General features: G+C 22.5%; 35 protein-coding genes. All 35 read right to left on the minus strand.

Features of this window, described 5'->3' with window-relative positions; genetic code table 4:
* Window positions 1-3 precede the first annotated feature (3 nt).
* Window positions 4-126, minus strand: coding sequence for a hypothetical protein (locus tag AACK83_RS01540; RefSeq protein WP_255495924.1), 123 nt, complete (start codon window positions 124-126; stop codon window positions 4-6).
* A 269-nt stretch (window positions 127-395) separates the two neighbouring features.
* The gene (locus AACK83_RS01545; RefSeq protein WP_338958937.1) at window positions 396-2,483 is read right to left on the minus strand and encodes a hypothetical protein; all 2,088 of its coding nucleotides are present in this window, start codon (window positions 2,481-2,483) and stop codon (window positions 396-398) included.
* 3 nt (window positions 2,484-2,486) lie between these two features.
* Window positions 2,487-4,184, minus strand: a complete 1,698-nt coding sequence (locus tag AACK83_RS01550; RefSeq protein WP_338957146.1) for a hypothetical protein — start codon at window positions 4,182-4,184, stop codon at window positions 2,487-2,489.
* A gap of 14 nt (window positions 4,185-4,198) precedes the next feature.
* On the minus strand, window positions 4,199-5,380 hold the full coding sequence (locus tag AACK83_RS01555) for a hypothetical protein (protein WP_338957176.1): 1,182 nt from the start codon (window positions 5,378-5,380) through the stop codon (window positions 4,199-4,201).
* Between the two features lie 18 nt (window positions 5,381-5,398).
* Entirely contained in the window at window positions 5,399-5,773 is a 375-nt protein-coding gene (locus AACK83_RS01560; protein WP_338957002.1) for a hypothetical protein, read from the minus strand.
* Between the two features lie 17 nt (window positions 5,774-5,790).
* On the minus strand, window positions 5,791-5,976 hold the full coding sequence (locus AACK83_RS01565) for a hypothetical protein (protein ID WP_174480219.1): 186 nt from the start codon (window positions 5,974-5,976) through the stop codon (window positions 5,791-5,793).
* Window positions 5,977-5,993: 17 nt separating this feature from the next.
* A complete protein-coding gene (locus AACK83_RS01570) occupies window positions 5,994-6,182 on the minus strand; it encodes a hypothetical protein (RefSeq protein WP_338957011.1) in 189 nt (62 codons plus the stop codon).
* A gap of 41 nt (window positions 6,183-6,223) precedes the next feature.
* On the minus strand, window positions 6,224-6,382 hold the full coding sequence (locus tag AACK83_RS01575) for a hypothetical protein (RefSeq protein ID WP_338957013.1): 159 nt from the start codon (window positions 6,380-6,382) through the stop codon (window positions 6,224-6,226).
* 15 nt (window positions 6,383-6,397) lie between these two features.
* The gene (locus AACK83_RS01580) at window positions 6,398-7,207 is read right to left on the minus strand and encodes a hypothetical protein (protein ID WP_338957014.1); all 810 of its coding nucleotides are present in this window, start codon (window positions 7,205-7,207) and stop codon (window positions 6,398-6,400) included.
* Window positions 7,194-7,394, minus strand: coding sequence for a hypothetical protein (locus AACK83_RS01585; RefSeq protein ID WP_338957016.1), 201 nt, complete (start codon window positions 7,392-7,394; stop codon window positions 7,194-7,196). The genes AACK83_RS01580 and AACK83_RS01585 overlap by 14 nt, the downstream gene beginning before the upstream one ends.
* A gap of 121 nt (window positions 7,395-7,515) precedes the next feature.
* Window positions 7,516-7,761: a hypothetical protein gene (locus tag AACK83_RS01590; protein WP_286640816.1), complete on the minus strand. Its 246-nt coding sequence runs from the start codon at window positions 7,759-7,761 to the stop codon at window positions 7,516-7,518.
* Window positions 7,761-8,015: a hypothetical protein gene (locus AACK83_RS01595; protein ID WP_338956667.1), complete on the minus strand. Its 255-nt coding sequence runs from the start codon at window positions 8,013-8,015 to the stop codon at window positions 7,761-7,763. The genes AACK83_RS01590 and AACK83_RS01595 overlap by 1 nt, the downstream gene beginning before the upstream one ends.
* Before the next feature lie 221 nt (window positions 8,016-8,236).
* Window positions 8,237-8,380, minus strand: coding sequence for a hypothetical protein (locus AACK83_RS01600; protein WP_338957025.1), 144 nt, complete (start codon window positions 8,378-8,380; stop codon window positions 8,237-8,239).
* Window positions 8,381-8,383: 3 nt separating this feature from the next.
* Window positions 8,384-8,677: a hypothetical protein gene (locus tag AACK83_RS01605; RefSeq protein WP_338956663.1), complete on the minus strand. Its 294-nt coding sequence runs from the start codon at window positions 8,675-8,677 to the stop codon at window positions 8,384-8,386.
* Window positions 8,667-9,104 carry a hypothetical protein gene (locus AACK83_RS01610; RefSeq protein ID WP_338957028.1) on the minus strand — a complete coding sequence of 146 codons (438 nt, stop codon included), beginning with the start codon at window positions 9,102-9,104 and terminating at the stop codon, window positions 8,667-8,669. Before AACK83_RS01610 ends, AACK83_RS01605 begins: the two co-directional genes overlap by 11 nt.
* Window positions 9,105-9,107: 3 nt before the next feature.
* The gene (locus AACK83_RS01615) at window positions 9,108-9,515 is read right to left on the minus strand and encodes a hypothetical protein (RefSeq protein ID WP_338957031.1); all 408 of its coding nucleotides are present in this window, start codon (window positions 9,513-9,515) and stop codon (window positions 9,108-9,110) included.
* Between the two features lie 16 nt (window positions 9,516-9,531).
* Window positions 9,532-9,684 (minus strand): hypothetical protein, encoded by a 153-nt coding sequence (locus tag AACK83_RS01620; RefSeq protein ID WP_338957033.1) that lies wholly within the window; start codon window positions 9,682-9,684, stop codon window positions 9,532-9,534.
* A 14-nt stretch (window positions 9,685-9,698) separates the two neighbouring features.
* Window positions 9,699-9,842: a hypothetical protein gene (locus AACK83_RS01625; protein ID WP_338957035.1), complete on the minus strand. Its 144-nt coding sequence runs from the start codon at window positions 9,840-9,842 to the stop codon at window positions 9,699-9,701.
* A gap of 683 nt (window positions 9,843-10,525) precedes the next feature.
* Entirely contained in the window at window positions 10,526-11,110 is a 585-nt protein-coding gene (locus AACK83_RS01630) for a hypothetical protein (RefSeq protein ID WP_338958939.1), read from the minus strand.
* A gap of 11 nt (window positions 11,111-11,121) precedes the next feature.
* Complete coding sequence (locus tag AACK83_RS01635; RefSeq protein ID WP_338958609.1) at window positions 11,122-12,306, minus strand: hypothetical protein; 1,185 nt, start codon at window positions 12,304-12,306, stop codon at window positions 11,122-11,124.
* An 18-nt stretch (window positions 12,307-12,324) separates the two neighbouring features.
* Window positions 12,325-12,702 (minus strand): hypothetical protein, encoded by a 378-nt coding sequence (locus AACK83_RS01640; RefSeq protein WP_338957549.1) that lies wholly within the window; start codon window positions 12,700-12,702, stop codon window positions 12,325-12,327.
* Window positions 12,703-12,718: 16 nt separating this feature from the next.
* Window positions 12,719-12,910, minus strand: coding sequence for a hypothetical protein (locus AACK83_RS01645; RefSeq protein WP_338957816.1), 192 nt, complete (start codon window positions 12,908-12,910; stop codon window positions 12,719-12,721).
* Between the two features lie 34 nt (window positions 12,911-12,944).
* A complete protein-coding gene (locus AACK83_RS01650) occupies window positions 12,945-13,103 on the minus strand; it encodes a hypothetical protein (protein ID WP_338957552.1) in 159 nt (52 codons plus the stop codon).
* 15 nt (window positions 13,104-13,118) lie between these two features.
* The gene (locus tag AACK83_RS01655; RefSeq protein ID WP_338958606.1) at window positions 13,119-13,889 is read right to left on the minus strand and encodes a hypothetical protein; all 771 of its coding nucleotides are present in this window, start codon (window positions 13,887-13,889) and stop codon (window positions 13,119-13,121) included.
* A complete protein-coding gene (locus AACK83_RS01660) occupies window positions 13,858-14,133 on the minus strand; it encodes a hypothetical protein (protein ID WP_338958604.1) in 276 nt (91 codons plus the stop codon). The genes AACK83_RS01655 and AACK83_RS01660 overlap by 32 nt, the downstream gene beginning before the upstream one ends.
* Entirely contained in the window at window positions 14,126-14,269 is a 144-nt protein-coding gene (locus AACK83_RS01665; RefSeq protein WP_338957559.1) for a hypothetical protein, read from the minus strand. The genes AACK83_RS01660 and AACK83_RS01665 overlap by 8 nt, the downstream gene beginning before the upstream one ends.
* A complete protein-coding gene (locus AACK83_RS01670; RefSeq protein WP_338958942.1) occupies window positions 14,269-14,781 on the minus strand; it encodes a hypothetical protein in 513 nt (170 codons plus the stop codon). The genes AACK83_RS01665 and AACK83_RS01670 overlap by 1 nt, the downstream gene beginning before the upstream one ends.
* Entirely contained in the window at window positions 14,774-15,061 is a 288-nt protein-coding gene (locus tag AACK83_RS01675; RefSeq protein WP_338957561.1) for a hypothetical protein, read from the minus strand. The genes AACK83_RS01670 and AACK83_RS01675 overlap by 8 nt, the downstream gene beginning before the upstream one ends.
* On the minus strand, window positions 15,061-15,285 hold the full coding sequence (locus AACK83_RS01680) for a hypothetical protein (RefSeq protein WP_338957562.1): 225 nt from the start codon (window positions 15,283-15,285) through the stop codon (window positions 15,061-15,063). Before AACK83_RS01680 ends, AACK83_RS01675 begins: the two co-directional genes overlap by 1 nt.
* Window positions 15,285-15,446 (minus strand): hypothetical protein, encoded by a 162-nt coding sequence (locus AACK83_RS01685; protein ID WP_338957563.1) that lies wholly within the window; start codon window positions 15,444-15,446, stop codon window positions 15,285-15,287. The genes AACK83_RS01680 and AACK83_RS01685 overlap by 1 nt, the downstream gene beginning before the upstream one ends.
* A 3-nt stretch (window positions 15,447-15,449) precedes the next feature.
* Window positions 15,450-15,743, minus strand: coding sequence for a hypothetical protein (locus AACK83_RS01690; protein ID WP_338958601.1), 294 nt, complete (start codon window positions 15,741-15,743; stop codon window positions 15,450-15,452).
* Complete coding sequence (locus AACK83_RS01695) at window positions 15,733-16,170, minus strand: hypothetical protein (RefSeq protein ID WP_338957565.1); 438 nt, start codon at window positions 16,168-16,170, stop codon at window positions 15,733-15,735. The genes AACK83_RS01690 and AACK83_RS01695 overlap by 11 nt, the downstream gene beginning before the upstream one ends.
* Before the next feature lie 2 nt (window positions 16,171-16,172).
* On the minus strand, window positions 16,173-16,337 hold the full coding sequence (locus AACK83_RS01700; RefSeq protein ID WP_338957566.1) for a hypothetical protein: 165 nt from the start codon (window positions 16,335-16,337) through the stop codon (window positions 16,173-16,175).
* A gap of 134 nt (window positions 16,338-16,471) precedes the next feature.
* On the minus strand, window positions 16,472-16,990 hold the full coding sequence (locus AACK83_RS01705; protein WP_338958598.1) for a hypothetical protein: 519 nt from the start codon (window positions 16,988-16,990) through the stop codon (window positions 16,472-16,474).
* 12 nt (window positions 16,991-17,002) lie between these two features.
* Window positions 17,003-17,134 carry a hypothetical protein gene (locus AACK83_RS01710; RefSeq protein ID WP_338958596.1) on the minus strand — a complete coding sequence of 44 codons (132 nt, stop codon included), beginning with the start codon at window positions 17,132-17,134 and terminating at the stop codon, window positions 17,003-17,005.
* Window positions 17,135-17,891 lie beyond the last annotated feature (757 nt).

Consider the following 17,891-nt stretch of genomic DNA (forward strand, 5'->3'; position numbering starts at 1 on the left):
TCTTTAAAATATTTGATTAATTTTTAATATAATTTTTACAATAATGAATATAATTAAACCAGCAGTTGCTGATGATAGAATTACTCCAATTAAACCTAAAATAATTTTTATAATTTTAAAAAACATAATATTATTCCTGTAATTCTTCTAATTTTCATACATTACCTTTTAAATTACCTTTTCCACTATAAATAGTAATCAATTTAGCATGTTGAACTGATAAAATTACTATATTAACACTATCATTAAAGGTTTGTATTGGTACACCAGCAATTTTGTTATCCGTTATAATAAATTCTTGAATAGTATAAACTGGATTATATATACTTCAAGAATAATAAACTCTATAATGTTTATTAACTATAAAATCATAAGTAATTTGTCAATTATCTCATTTATTTTTTTTCTCTTGTTCCTACATCTTTTCATTGTTGATTATTTGGACTTGGTGTTGGATTATCTGGTAATTCAATATCTCAACAATTTTCTTCAACTTCATTTGTTTCTAAACTTTTTGAATTAATTTTTATTTTTGGTGTAACATCAACTTTAATTGTATTTTGTAATTCTTCTAATGAAAGAATAGCACCATAATTAATATCTCCACCTTTTAAATATAAACTACAATTAAAACTACTTTCTCTAACAGTTAAAGTTAATATTACATCTTCATCTTTAATTTTAAATTTTGCAAGTAAATAATCTCCACCTAAATAATTACCAGTTTTAAATTCTACTTTATGATTTATATTTGCTTGATTTACTGGTAATTCATCTAATGTTATAATTACTCTATATACAGTATTAAAATTAATTTCAAACGTATCTCATTCACGATTATTTTTACTTTTACTTATTACTTTTCATATTTCTTTATCTTGTTTTTTATCAATATTTGCTTTATTTTCATTAATAGCACCAGCAACAGTTTTATTAATAGTTTCTAAATTAGGGATTTCTTGACTTACAGCATTCAATTGAAATGCAATAGGGAATTGTGACTTTACATCTTCTAATTTTTTATCAATTTCTGGTTTTGTATAATATTTAGTTGGGTCAACTCCACCACCACTATCTTTAATTCATTGTTTAATAAATTTAGTTGGTGGAATATCTAAATCACCCGTAAATAAACCAGTTCCTAATTCTCTATATTGTAAAACTTTATAAGTAATATCTTCTTTAATTAAAGATAATTTATCTTGTTTTTTATCTAATAAATTATTAGTTTCTAGTTTTGTATAATAATCACGTTCAGTATTTTCTTCTGCTATAAATTCAGTTGGTGTTCCAGTACCTTGATATTGATATATATTATGAATTATTGGTGTATACTTTTTTGTGCTATTAGCAACAATAAATTTTATTAAATTATCATCATATAATAACATTACTTTGTCAATATTAACATCAATTTTTTCAATTATTATTTGTCTATTTTCTATTTGATGATTAGTAATTCTTATATTAGATTTAGTTAATTTATTATTACTTATAATAAGTTGTTTACTATCGATAAAATAATATGTTCAATCAATAATATATCATATATCTGTTTTAATATTTTCATTTTTAACTTTTTTTCATAAAGGACTAGTTTCAATATTAAATCAATTATTTTTAATATCATCAATATTTTGTTTATTAATATCAACTTTATTTTCTAATAATTTAATACTATTTTCATTAGTAGTAATTCTTTTTTGTTGTTTAGCAGAAAAGTCAGCAGTCGCAGCATGAGTAAAATCACCAATTTGTGGATTATTTTGTAATGCTTCTGGTGGTAATGTACCAATTTCATCAGGTCAATCTAAAATCATTGTTTCAGTTTTTGGGTCATAATCAGTTGCAACATAACCTTTATTTATAAAGTTTGTAACACGACCCCTATATATCTCATTTTCGTTATCATTAACTAAATCATCATATAATTTTATTTGTTTTGATAATGTAAATTCTTTTTGTTCTTTAATTAATTCATCAACTTGATTTCTAGTATAAAATACTTTTAAGTCAATTTTTTCAATATCTATTTCATCTTGATTATAATTTGAAAATACTTGTTTTAATTCTGTTAATCTTGCTCATATTTTCATTCTACTTGGTGCTAAATCTCAAACATTAATTGTAGGAATACTACTTGCATTAAATGATGTACCATTATTGAATTGAATAGTAGCATCAACATTAAATTCAATTGGTGTACGATTAAATACTCAATGTTCAACCATTACATAAACCATATCTCTTAAAGTTTCTTTAATTAATTCATCTTTAAAACTATCAAAAGGAAATTTAGATAAAATAAAATCAAGATAAGCATTAATATCATTTTGAGCGCGAATAGCAAAAGTTGTAAATCAGTCTTTTACATTAGGTCATGTATTTATATATTGCGGTGGAGTTTCTGTAATTTTTCCAGTTAATGGATATCAGTTATTATAATTTTCAAGACTGACATCAGTTCAAAGTTTATTAATCATAATTTATCATTCCTTAAAAAATGCTTTTTTATAATGTTTAGTTTTTGTTTTAGTTTTCCTATGTGATATATGGATAATTTCTTTTTGTAATTTTTTCTTACCTTTTTCTACAACTTGACTATATGCAAATTTTTCTAAATGATGTAATAGTCCAGTACCAAATAAAGTATTAACTGAAAATTTTAAACCAACACTTTTAAATGATTTATTAATATTTTCAATAGGATTATTAATAACATTTACTACTTTATGATAAGTTCTAATAGTTCTAAATATTTCTCTATATACTTTAAAACTATCTCTAATTACTTGTTGCACCACTGGTGGAGCAAATGCTATTGCTTTTAATCATTTATTACGATTAACACCATAACCAATGTATCAACCACTATATCAACGATATCAATGAAATGGATGTATTTGAGTAACAAAAGTTTTTGCTTTAAGAATACTATCAACAACTGTAATTGGTTTATACTTAGGATTACGATGATAAATAGTAATTGCACATTTGTCTAATGATAAAGGTTGAATTTTACAACCCATAAATACTGGTGAATTTAGTGGAATTAATTGTGCATGTTTAATTGCTCTTTTTTCTGCACTAGTAAATAAATCTGTTGCTTTTTCTTTTAATTTATTAATTTTTTCAAATGCTTGTTTTTCTAATTTTTCAAATTTTTCTTGTAATTTATATATACTTTCTCGTAATTTTTCAAAATATGGTGTATCTTTTCAAAATTTATTTAAACCTTTTTTTAAATAAAATCTAATATCAAAATACTTAAAAATTTTATTTGCATTTAAAACAATTTTATGAATTGAACTATTTTTAAAATTAAATTTAATAGCATTAGCACGAATTTTTTGTAAATCTAAAATTAAAGTTTTTCCATATCTATTCTCTGTATGTATTGTATGAACTAAATTTAATCAATCATGTTGGTTCATTTTTAATACTTCTTTTAATTCAGTATTATATTTTTTTAAAAAGTTATTTGCTTTTTCAATATCTTTAATTTTAAACTTTGGAGTTAATTGTGGACTTAATTTTATTAATGTATTTTGTAATGATAAATATTCTTTTATTTGTTGTGATTTTAAAGATTTAAAATTATTTTTAAATTGTTTTTCAGCAACATAACCTAAATTTTGTGTTATTGTTTCACGATTAGGTGCCAAACTATAATTAAATAAATAACGTTTATTACCAATGATTTTATCTGTTAAAATTTCTTTTCCACTTACTTGACTAATAATTTCTTGTAAATTTTTTGCTTCTTTAACACCAATTTGTTCTAATGTTTTAGTTTTTTGTGCTAATTTAATAAATTTAGTTGTACGATAACCACGACTAATTTTATTCAGTCCAGCAAATGCAGGTAATATATTAAAAAAAGTATTTAATGGTGTTACATTTCCTTTTAAATAATCATAAACTTGATTAATAGTAAAATCAGTTGTAGCATAAATACCAAAATTAATAGTACTTGCAATAAAATCACTTGCACCTAATCCAAGTGCTATACTTTCACTTAAACCACCAGTAAAAGGAGCAAGTGCTACTGCTATTACTTGTACACCAATCATTTCTAAAATTTCTCATCAAAAACTTTTATTTTCTTGTTGGTTACTTGTTCTAGTATGTTTTGGTTTATTTATGTTTAAAAGTATTGCTGTACTAGTTGTACCAATTGGCATGATATTAATTTCCTTTATTTAAGAGTTATTTTAATTGGATTTGTTGTTCCTTTATAATTTAAGTCATTAATATTTGCAGTAATAGTTATATATAAGTCACCTGCTTTTTGTTTTTGATTACTTACATTAGTTTTTCCTTGTGCATCACTAAAATATTTAATAGTTGGATTTGTTAAATTTGGATTTAATGATTTAAGTTCATTAGTACTTTTTATTTCTGTATTTAATTCATTGTTATTGTTATTACCATTTGCAGTAATATCAGTTGTTAAATTTGTAATCTTAGTTTTTAAATCATTTTTATCATTATTAACAATTGCACATAACATTCAGCGTGAAGTTGTTTCTTCATCTGTTATATAGGGTATTGATTCACCAGTTACTTCTCCACCAACTAAATATCTTCTTCCAACTTTACCATCAGCAATATCTTGAACATATACAACTGTATTTTGTAACATATATCTTTTCATTGCTCTTGGTGTTGCTAAAACAAAAGACATAATTTTAGTTTCATTATTATCAGTAAATGTCATATAATCATCCATTACAATTTGACATAGTACACCTTTAATATATAAATCATTTCCATTTAATCTTAATTGTTGAGCAATCTGATTATCAGTAATTAATCCTTTATTATTAGCTAAATAAACAATACTATCATAAAGATTATTAGTAATAAAAAAACGACAATTATTACTATTTCTTAGTTGAAATAAAGTATTTCAAGCATCTAACATTGATTTTAAATATCCTACTGGTGATTTATCAGTAATGTCTATTTTAGTTGCATATTTTGCAATTACATTTGTATCATTATTTGCTAAATAATCTGCTAAGTCATTAGCAACTTCATATTGCATTGTATTTAATAAATTTTGTCCATTTTCAGCATTTAAATCAACATTAGCAATTATTTCACCCGCAACTGCTTCTTCTTTAATTTCTTTTAAAATTTTAATAGTTTCAGCATAACTAACATCTAATCCTTTGCTTTTATCATTTCATTTTAATACTTTAATTTCTGAATTTTTTGGTTTTTTAACTATAAATTCAATTTTTGTTGAATTAACCATTTCGATAGGAAAAAAACTTGCTCATGGTGAATTTGATTGTTTATAAAATTCTATAAACTCTGGTGCTTCTACTAATTTTTCGGTATTATCTAAATTTTTATTGAATTGTATTGCCATTTTTTGATTTCCTTTCTGTTATAAATTATTATTTTTTTTATAATCCAATAATGTACTTTTTATTGAACTTGGTTGATTTGTTATTATTGTTTGTGGTTTGCCACCTGTATTAATTGTTTCTTTAAATACTGGTTGTTCTTTAATGATTTTTTTAATAGTTTCTTCAATTTTTGAATTTTCTAAATTATTAGTTTTAAATTTTAAAAAATCATAAAATTCACTTTTAACTTGATATTTTTTAAATATATTAATTATTTCTTTTTCTTTAATTTCTTGATTAAGTTTATTTAACTTATTTTCTGCTTCATTAACTTTATTTTCTATTTCTTGTTGAGCATTATTTTCAGTTAAAGGTTCAGTTGTTTGTTGAACATTATTTTCATTTTCTAACATTTAACATTCTCCTAATCTTATCCCAATAATCAATCTTTAACTAATTGTGGCATTTCACTTATTAGTTTTTTATAATCATTAACAGCATTTTCTAATGTATTGATATCAGAAAATTTAAAACAATTATCAATATGTAAATCAAAATCTCTATCAATACTGATATCTTGTTTTCTATATTTTTCATTAAATTCAATTTTTGTCATATTATTTTTCTCCTTTATTATTTATTTTCTTTATTAATCTTTTCATTTAATTTTGCTAATTTTTTTTGATGTTTGATAATTTTGTTATTTGCTCTAACATGTTTTGGAGTTGTAATAAATCGTTTTAATAAAACAATAATTTCTCTGCAAATTAATATACCAGTGCTTATTCCAATTGTTTCAAGTGCTTTTAAAAATTCTTTCATTTTTATATTTTCCTTTCAATTTTTTATTTTTTTATTTTTGATTATTCATCAAATTCACCTTTATTAATTTTTTCAATCATATATTTTGTGTCTATTAAAATATTTTTAGCTATACCTTCATTCAGTCGTATTTCTTGTAAATCTTTTTCATGTTGTTTTAATTTATCATTGTAATATTCAAGTAATTTTTCTTTATTCATTATTTTTCACCTCCTTTATAAACTCATGTGATTATAATCTCAATTTAATGAAGCATTATCATTATTTAATAGTGCTTCGCTTATATTACCACTACCATATTGACTTGATGTTTCACTATTAATAGTAAATCTATTATCATTTATTAATCTTGCAGTTTCATTTGTAAATGAAGTTTCTTGCATTTCTCTATTATGATTTGTTTCTATTGGAAGTAAATTATGGATAATTTCACTTACACCAGCAATTATGGTAGGTACTGCATAAGAATTATTAAAATCATTATTAATACCCATAGCAACATCACTTGATATTAAACATCCACCAGTTGCCATATTACAAATTTTTCTTATTGCTTCAAATTTATTAGGTATTAATTCTAGAATTCCACTAATAAGATTTGATATACCATAAGCATTTAAACTAATATATGTATCTCAATCCATTAATGACTGATTTTCTTGTTTATTTAATAGTAATCATGGAGGACCTTCTGTTGTAGTTGTAGTAGTTATTGGAGTTGGTGTTGTTGGAATAATAGGATTAATATTATTTTCTGTTCATTTACTATAATTTGCTAAACCAATTGTTCCTAAACCTAAAATAATTTTTTTAGAACTATTAATTAATTTAGTTTTTGTATTTGGTCTTTGATTTAAATTTCATATATCTAAACCTAATTTTTTACCAAATAATAAACTATTAATTGAACCTAATATTGGATTTGCAATTACTTGACCATAATAAGCACTTGTACCAATCATTGCACAAATAGGACTTATACCAGTTCTAATTAATTTAGTTAAAGTATAATTATTTGTTTCCATTTTTTTCTCCTTGTATTTCTAATTGTAATAATTTTTCTAAAACATAATTATTTTTATCAAATTCTCTAATAAGTCATTTTTTTGTTTCTTTTCTATTATTAGTACAAAGAATTAATCTTTCTATCATATTAATTAATTCTTTTTTATCTGCTCTATCAAAAATTACTTTTAAAATTTCATCTAACATAATTTATTCTCCTTTATTTGTTTTTATCAGTTCTCTTATAACATCTAATAAGGAATCTACTACATAAGAATTTAATTCAAATTCATAATTTCTAATTTTAATTTTTTCCTTTTGCATTTGTTTATTCTCCTTTAATTTCTAATTTTTTAACTGTTACTTTAATTCAACCTTGATAAACATCATTATCACCAACTATTAATGCAACATTACTTTCGGGGTCAGAAACAATTATGTGTTTTGATTTAACATTTGGATATTGTCTTAAAATAATTGCTCTAATATCATTACTTGTATGAATTGCTTTTGGAAATGGTGATAATATTTCAATTTCATCTTTATTTTCAAACAAAGTAGGTAATATTATCATTAATGAAGTTCTCCATTTTCTATAAACTCAATTAATTTATAATAAGCAGTAAGTTTACCTGCTTCTTTTAATGAATCACATAAACAAATACTAATTTGCTTATTCAATCAGATAATTAATTTTTCATTATATTTATTAATTACTTTTTGTTTAAACTCTTCTCTTAATTTTTCTATATTATATAAATGTTCTTCAGTTATTTCTTTATTACGTTTTTTATTATATTCATTAATAATTTCTTGGTCTTTATTCACTATCTATTTCTCCTTATTTTTATTTAAATTATTAACTATTATTTCTAAACATGTCATACATCAATTTTTACTTAATCAGATTCTTTTATTACATTTTTTACATTTATTCATTATTAAATTCACCATTAATTATTTTTTACAATAAAATATCAAGTATCAAATCTATTTCTGTACCGTTATAGAATTTTTGTTGTTTTTTAATATAATTAATTAATTTTTCTTTATTCATTATTTAGTTCTTTCATTAAATTTTTATGTTTTTCAATGATTTCATTATGTTTTTTTAGTTCTTCTTTATAACTATCACTTTCAATAATTTTTAAAGTTTCTTTTATTTTTTTCATGTATCATTCATCAAAATTCATTATTTATTCCTTTCATTTTTTAAATCATTTAACATTAATTGAACAAAATGCACGATTTTTAGGAATATTTAAAGTATTAAAGATTTGACCAGTTACTATAATTTCATCATTTTTGTTTAATAAAATACATCGTTTATAAAATTTTGGGTTATTAAAAATTAAAGTAACATAGTTTAATCCATTTCATTGACCACGAACAGTATAATATAATTGTTTATTACCTTTTTCATGATATTTTACTTCAATAGTATTACTAAGTTTTACTGTTAATTTAACGTAATTTTCTTTATTTTTCATTTTTATAATTCCTTAAATAATATTGAATATGTTTATAAGCATCTTGTTCATGTTTTGTAAATTTTATATTTCCTTTATAATCTTCTATTTTATTTTTGTTTTTTGGTTCATTTTCATGATAATCTCAGTTCATAACATCTTGTACTAATATCATTAAAGCACCAATAACTTTTGGTGTTGCTAATGGATTAGTTAATAACTGTTTTGAACTTAAAAAGAAATTTTCTACAATAACTAATATTTTTTTATTTTTAAATTGTTTTTTAATTAATTTAAAATATTCTTTATATATATTTTTACTTTCTAAAACTGTTTTTGCTTTAAATGTTTCATTAAAAATAATATTATTAGTTTCATTTGAGTATATAACAATTCCATTATTACCAATACCAGCAGGGTCAATACCAATGATTAATTCGTATTGCATTTATTAATCATCTCTACATCAATCACAAACATATCCATATGATTTTGTATAATCTAAATGTTTTTCAATATCATAATTATCTTCATATTTTTTAGTATTATGTTGTTCTGCTTCTAATTCTGTTTTAAAGTGATAAAGCATATTGATTTTGTTATCTTCATATAATTCATTACATTCAACACATCTTTTTCTTCTTTTTTTAGTTTTATTCATAATCAAAATATCCTTTTCAATTATTTTTGCTGTTTGTTTAAGGTATTTAGGTAGTTTGTGATAACAACTGTCACATATTAAATAAGGTATTGGTCAATTTTTATATTTAATAGTTTTAGTAGAATTATTAATACAATCTTTTCAAACTTTATTTTTACAAATTCTTAATTCACATTTTTTATTTTCATTAATATTCATAATTTTATTTATTTCTTTAATTTTTACTTACAGTAATTAATAAAATTATTAATCCAATTAAAGTTGAAATTAAAGTAATAATTATTTTTATTTTTAATCACTTTTTTTGATGTTCTTTTGCTATTTTGATTTTTTGTTCTATTAATTCTTTCTTTTCTTTTTCTTCCATTTTTACTTTCTTTTCTAATATATTCTGTTGCTTGTAGCATAAAGAATATATATTTTTATTTTTATATTATTAATACTATTAGTTTTATTCATTCCAGAAATTCTGGGCTCAAAAATAAATTGTGAAATTTTAAAAAGAAATCGAGGCATTCGATTCAATATTTATTTAATTTGTGTTAAACAAATTAATATTTTAATTGAACCGGCACCGCTCAATTTTTTTTACAAGTTTGAAATTTATTTTTTCGCCCAAAAAAATTTTCAAAAAAAATAAAACCAACGCTTGCTCACTGGGGGGTGGCAAGGTTGGTTAAATAAAGAATAGAATTAATATAGTAGGTTCCCTAGTAGGTCTATATATACTAGTTTCCAATTCGCTCCCACCCCAAGAATTACCATTACTGGTTAGTATATTTTATTAGGTATCACTCCACTTTTTATTTATCCATGCAAGTCCACATGTTTTGGCCACTATTTTTAACAACTGTGTTGTAGTTCACTGTTTTAATTCCCTAACACGTGTTGATAATAGTGTTAAAGAGGGTTATTAATTATTAACTTTCTCCTACTTGGTCACTGCGTGTAGTAGATATTTAAAGGGTGTTAATAATAAAAATTTTAAAATTTTACAATTACAAAAAAAGACAAGATTATTTCTTGTCTTTTTCCTTTGAGAATAATTTTTATTTTATCTTATAAAATCTATATTTTTTAAAATACGTCGAATATAAATTTAAGGGTAAAAGAGAATTTAATTTGTCTATCATCATTTTGAAATGGTAATATTCAAAAGAATTTATTTATCTAGTAATTTATCTTCCTACGTTTTTGGGAACCTCCCATTATTTATATTGTCTTTCAGCAACAAAACCTAAATTTTGTATTATTGTTTCGCGATTTGGAGCATGGTTATAATTAAATAAATAACGTTTATTTCCAATAATTTTATCTGTTAAAAATTGTTTTTCACTTACTTGACTAATGATTTCTTGTAAATTTTTTGCTTTTTTAATACCAATTTGTTCTAATGTTTTAGTTTTTTCTGCTAAACTAATAAATTTAGTTGTACGATAACCACGACTAATTCTATTAAGTCCAGCAAATGCAGGTAATATATTAAAAAAAGTATTTAATGGTGTAACATTTCCTTTTAAATAATCATAAACTTGATTAATAGTAAAATCAGTTAAAAACTCTACACCAACAGCACTAATACTAGCAAGTAAATCACTTGCACCTAAACCAAGTGCTAAACTTTCACTTAATCCACCAGTAAAAGGAGCAAGTGCTACTGCTATTACTTGTACACCAATCATTTCTAAAATTTCTCATCATCAACTTTTATGTTCTTGTTGTTGACTTGTTCTAGTATGTTTTGGTTTATTTATGTTTAAAAGTATTGCTGTACTAGTTGTACCAATTGGCATAATAATTATCCTTATTTAAGAGTTATTTTTATAGGATTTGTTGAACCTTGATAATTTTTATCAGTGTCATTAGTAGTGATTACTACATATAAATCTCCTGCTTTTTGGTTTTGATTACTTACATCAACTTGACCTTGGGCATCACTAAAATAATTAATAATTGGAGTTGTTAAATTTGGATTTAAATTATTTAGTTCAGTTGTATTTTTAATTGTTGTATCTAATAATTTATTCTTTTTAGTAGTATCAGCAGTAATATTAGTTGTTAATGTTGTAATTTCTTCACTTAAATATTTTTTATTAACAATACCACATAACATTCATCTTGATTCTGTTTCTGAGTTTGACATATAAGGAATAGATTCTCCTGTTACTTGTCCACCAACTAAATATCTTTTTGGAACTTTACCATCTTTAATATCTTCAACATATATACTAGTTTGTTGTAACATATATCTTTTCATTGCTTTTGGTGTTGCTAAAACAAAATTCATAATTTGATTTTTATTTTCAGTATTTTTAAATGTCATATAATCATCCATAACAATTTGACATAATACACCTTTAATATATAAATTTGTTCCATTTAATCTTAATTGTTGTGCTAGTTGATTATCAGTAATTAAACCTTTATTATCTGCTAAATAAACTAAAGTATCATAAAGACTATTTGTTATAAAAAATTTACAATTATTACTATTTCTTAATTGAAATAAAGTATTTCATGCTGATAACATTGATTTTAAATATCCTACTGGTGTTGTATCAGTAATGATTACTTTTTTGGCAGATTTAGCAATTGTATTTGTATCATTATTTGCTAAATAATCTGCTAAATCATTAGCAACTTCATATTGCATACTTTCTAGTAAATTTTGCCCATTATCTGCAAATAAATCAACTTCACCAATCATTTCTCCTGTACTAGCTTCTTTTGTAATTTCTTTAATAATTTTATCAGTATCAACATAACCAACTTCTAATCCTTTACTTTTATCATTTCAATGAAGTATTTTGAATGTTGGGTCTTTTGGTTTTTTAACTATAAATTCAATTTTTGTAGAATTAACCATTTCAATTGGAAAAAAACTTGCTCATGGACTATTTGATTGTTTATAAAATTCTATAAATTCAGGTGTTTCTACTAATTTTGTAGTATTATCTAAATTTTGTTTAAATGGCACTGGATTTGGCATTTTAAATTTTCCTTTCTTTTATAAATTATTTTTCTTTTTATAATCTAATAAACTACTTTTTATTGAAGTTTCTTGATTTGTTAATATTGTTTCTTGTTTACCACCTGTATTAATTGGTTCTTTAAATAGTGGTTGTTCTTTAATCATTTTTTTAATAGTTTCTTCAATTTTTGAATTTTCTATATTACTTGTTTTAAATTTTAAAAATTCATAAAATTCTTTTTTAACTTGATATTTTTTAAATATATTAATTATTTCTTTTTCTTTAATTTCTTGATTAAGTTTATTTAACTTATTTTCTAATTCAACAATCTTAATTTCTTGCTCTTGTTGTAAATTATTATTTTCAGTTAAAGGTTCAGTATTTTGTTCAACATTAGTTTCATTTTCTAACATTTAAATCACACCTTTATTATTTATTTTCTTTTCCATTAATTTTTTCATTAAGTTTTGCTAATTTTTTTTGATGTTTCATCACTTTATTATTTCTTCTAATATGTTTTGGAGTTGTAATAAATCTTTTAAATCAAACAATTAATTCTCTACAAATTAATGTTCCTACACTTGTTCCAATAATAATTAATTCATGTAAAAATTCTTTCATTTTCAATTATTTCCTTTCAATTATTTATTTTTAATTATTCGTCAAATTGACCATTATTAATTCTTTCAATCATTGATTTTGAATTACTTATAATAGTTACCAATAAAGATATTTCTTTATTTAATTGTTCCATTCTTTCTTTATATGTCTGAATTTCATTGTTATAATATTCAATCAATTTTTCTTTATTCATTAGTTATCATCTCCTTTATAAACTATCATATGTAGTTGATCTTTCATATAAAACATCACTACTTCCACTATTATTACTAATAGCATCACTATTAATTAATCTTCTTGTTTCATTTGTAAATGATGTTTCTTGCATTTCTTGATTATGATTTGTAGTTTCCATAGGTAATAAATTATGTATAATTTCACTTGCACCAGCAACTATTGTTGGTACTGCATAAGCATTATTAAAATCATTATTTATACCCATAGCTACACCACTTGAAATTAGACATCCACTAGTTGCCATATTACATATTTTTCTTATTACTTCAAATCTATTAGGTATTAATTCACTTAACCCACCAATTAGATTTGATATACCATAAGTACTTAAACTAATATATGTATCTCAATCCATTTGTTGTTTATTATCATTAGTTAATAATAATGGTCATGGTGGTGTTTCTGTGGTAGTAGTTGTTAATCAAGGTGGTGGTTCAGGATTAGGATTGATTTTTGTAAATTTTGCATAATTAATTAAACCAATAGTTCCTAAACCTAATAATATTTTTTTACTTGAATTTAATATTTTCTTTTTAGTACTTGGCATTTGATTTAAGTTTCATATATCAATTCCTAACTTTTTACTAAATAATAAAGCATTAATACTTCCTAATACTGGATTACCAATAATTTGACCATAATAAGCACTTGTACCAATCATTGCTGATAATGGACTTATTCCAATTCTTATTATTTTTAATAAAGTATAGTTATTTGATTGTACATTCGTGTCATTTGGCATTTTCATTTACTCCTTCATTTTTTGGTTTAATAAACACTTCAACTCAACCTGTATAGTGAACGTTATCACCAACTAAAATAGCAGTATTTGCATGTAGTTGAGAAACAACTAAATATTCAGCAATAACATTAGGATATTTTCATAAAATAATTGCTTTTATATCATTACTATCTGTTAAATCTTTGGGATTTGGTGAAAATATTTCTATTTTATCTTGACCAAATAAATCTGTTAATTTAGTCATTATCAAATTCACCTTTTTCTATTTTTTCAATTAATAAATTTAAAATATTTTTGTCCAAATCAGAGTTTGTATAATTAATTTTTTTAGTTCATTTAATTATATCTTTCATATATTTAAGTAATTTTTCTTTATTCATTATTTATTCTCCTTATTTAAATAATATCAACCAATTAATAAACTATCTGCTTCATCATGATTTGATATTTTTATATTTCAATTATTTTCTTTAATAATTTCTTCAGCAACATATATACTTAGTTCTTTATCTCAAGGTCTTAATCAAAAAATAGGTGGGTCATAACGTTCATATCATTTCTTTCATTCACTTGGACTTATTAACATATCTTTTGTTAATAATTTATTAAATTGTCCTACAATAAAACCACGTAAATGTTCTTGAGTTTCATAACCAATACCATTTTTTGAATTAAAAGTACCACGTTCAATAATTAAATCCAATTCATTATCATTAACTTTTATATCTCAATAAAATTTTCTTTGTCCATCATATTCTTTTAAATTATAACTTTTAACAAATATTGGTTTTCAATTTCAAAAATCATATTTATCATGTAAATAAACTTTTTTTCATAAAGTAAATCCAGTATTTTTAATACTTGGGTCAATTGAAAGTAAATAATTAGTCATTATCAAATCACCGGTCTTTAATTCTGGTTTTAATTGGTTTATAAACTTCTTCATAATATCCGTTTAAGCGATATGTGTTTTTAAGATATTGCATAAATCTTTCTTTATTAATACAATTTTTATGTCTTGATTTATTAATTTCATCAACTTTATTTCTATGTTCTTTATCACCTTGATAACAATGTTCACATACATTTTCTCAGCAGTTTTTTTCACAAGTAAATAAATCATGTTTTTTATCACATACACAACAATCTTCACAACATACTTCTTTATTCATTATTTATTCTCCTTTCTATTATTTCTTTCTTGCTTTATTAATAAATTTATTCAAATAATTTGATTATCACCATCACCTAATTTTTTTAAAAGATATTCATATCTTTTCTTAAAATCTTCACTATCAATATCTCTATCTTGGTAAATTATTTTTTTCAATTTTTTTATTTTATACAAGGTTTTTGGAGAATATATTTCTCCATGCATGCAAAGAAAACATTTCATTATTTATTCTCCTTATTTTCAATTTGATTAGCAATTTCACTTAATATTTTTAATACTTTATATTCATTTTTTAATTCTTTAATAATAAATATTAAAAATATTATTAGTGTTATACTTGTTATTAATATTGGTGCTATTAATAAAATTTCTCATCATATCATTTTTTACTCTTTTCATTTTTTAAATCATTTAACATTAATTGAACAAAATACACGATTTTTAGGAATGTTTAAAGTATTAAAAATTTGACCAGTTACAATAATTTCATCGTTTTTGTTTAATAAAATACATCGGTTATAAAATTTTGGATTATTAAAAATTAAAGTAACATAGTTTAAACCATTTCATTGACCACGAACACTATAATATAATTCTTTATTACTTTTTTCGTAATATTTTGCTTCAATAGTGTTACTTAGTTTTACTGTTAATTTGACATAATTGGCTTTATCTTTCATTTTTATAATTCCTTAAATAGTATTGAATGTGTTTATATGCATCTTGTTCATGTTTTGTTAATTTTATATTTCCTTTATAATTTGTTATTTTATTTTTATTTTTTGGTTGGTTTTCTAGATAATCTCAGTTGAAAACATCTTGTACTAATACCATTAATGAACCAATAATTTTAGGAGTTGCTAATGGATTAGTTAATAATTGTTTTGAACTTAAAAAGAAATTTTCTACAATAACTAATATTTTGTTTTCAAAAAATTGTTCTTTGATTATTGATAATATTCTTTTATAACGATTTTTACTTTCAAAAACATGTGTTGTGTTGAATGTTTCTGTATAAATAATCCTATTTGTTTCATTTGAATATATAACAATTCCATTATTACCAATACCAGCGGGGTCAATCCCAATAATTAAGTCATATTGCATTATTAATCAAATTCACCATTTTTAATTTTTTGATTTAATTGAGATATAAGATTTAATCTTCCATTAAAACAACTTTTTCAAAGTTTAGTTACTTTTTCATCGTCTCTCATTTCTTTATTTCATTCTCATTCATCTTTAAGATATTCAAGTATTTTTTCTTTATTCATATTTATACCTCCTACTTAACCTAATATTTAAAATACAGTCATAACAAATTGCTTTACTATTTTTATCTCTTAAAAAATATTTTCTTGTTTTTATATCATTAGTATTAAAGAATAAATAATCTAATTTATTTTGTTTACATGTTCAACAAAAATACTTTTTCATTATGAGTTGAAATTTCCTTATAAGAAGTAACTATATAATTAATTGGTAAATCATCATGTTTATATGGATTATTTATTTTAAAACCTTTTCTGTTTTCTTCTCACGTAATGTTATATTTAAAACAAGGATTAGTAATTTTAGTTTTGTTATCTGTTATTTCACCCATAAATCAACTATTATGCTGTTCATAAAATGTTAATTGTTCAAGTTTTATATCATTAAGATAATATTCTTTTGGAGCAGTTGGTTTATTAACAGTTATTTTTTGGTCTTTAATATATGGTTCTAATAACTTTATTAATTCATTACCACTTAATTCTTTTTTAATATTTTCTAAATTAAAAACTCAATATGTGTAACTGTTATCAACAATAAAAGAATTATTTTTAATCATTCATTTTGGAAGAGATAATTTATATTCAACATAATCAATAAGAATAGATTGTGGTTTATCTTTAACAATTTGTTCTTTTTTAAATTCTATTTGCATAATAATCCTTTCCTAATATGTTCTGTTGCTTCTAGCATAAAGAACATATATTTTTATTCTTAGATTATTAATAATACTACTATTTGTTTTATTCAGTCCAGCAATTCTGGGCTCAAAAATAAATTGTGAAATTTTAAAAAACATTGAGGCATTCGATTCAATATTTATTTAATTTGCGTTTAGCAAATTAATATTTTAATTGAACCGGTCCCGCTCAATTTTTTTTACAAGTTTGAAATTTATTTTCTCGCCCAAAAATTTTTCAAAAAAAAATAAAAAATAAAACCAACACTTGCTCACTTGGTAGTGGCAAGGTTGGTTAAATAAAGAATAATAGTTGGTCCCCACTCCGGGTCTATATATACTAGTTTCCAATTCGCTCCCACCCCAAGAATTACCATTTCTGGTTAGTATATTTTATTAGGTATCACTCCACTTTTTATTTATCCATGCAAGTCCACATGCTAGCTACTATTTTTAACAACTGTGTTGTAGTTCACTTTTTTAGTTCCCTAACACGTGTTGATAATAGTGTTAAAGAAGATTATTAATTATTAACTTTCTCCTACTTGGTCACTGCGTGTAGTAGATATTTAAAGGGTGCTAATAATAAAAAATTTTAAAATTTTACAATTACAAAAAAAGACAAGATTATTTCTTGTCTTTTTCCTTGTTGATAATTTTAATTTAACTTATAAAATGTATATTTTATTTTTTTTAAATACGTCGAATATAAAATATAAATTTAATGTTTTAAGAAAAGAGAGTAATTTTGTCTAATTTTAATGATTTTTAAAATAATTCATCTGGAAATAAGTTAATTATCTAGTAATTCATCTTCTTACTTTTTTGGGAACCTCCCATTATTTTGTACTATGACAAGCTAAATCAATTATGTTAA

It is taken from the genome of Spiroplasma endosymbiont of Tiphia femorata (assembly GCF_964020225.1).
In the GTDB taxonomy this organism is placed as follows: domain Bacteria; phylum Bacillota_I; class Bacilli_A; order Mycoplasmatales; family VBWQ01; genus Spiroplasma_E.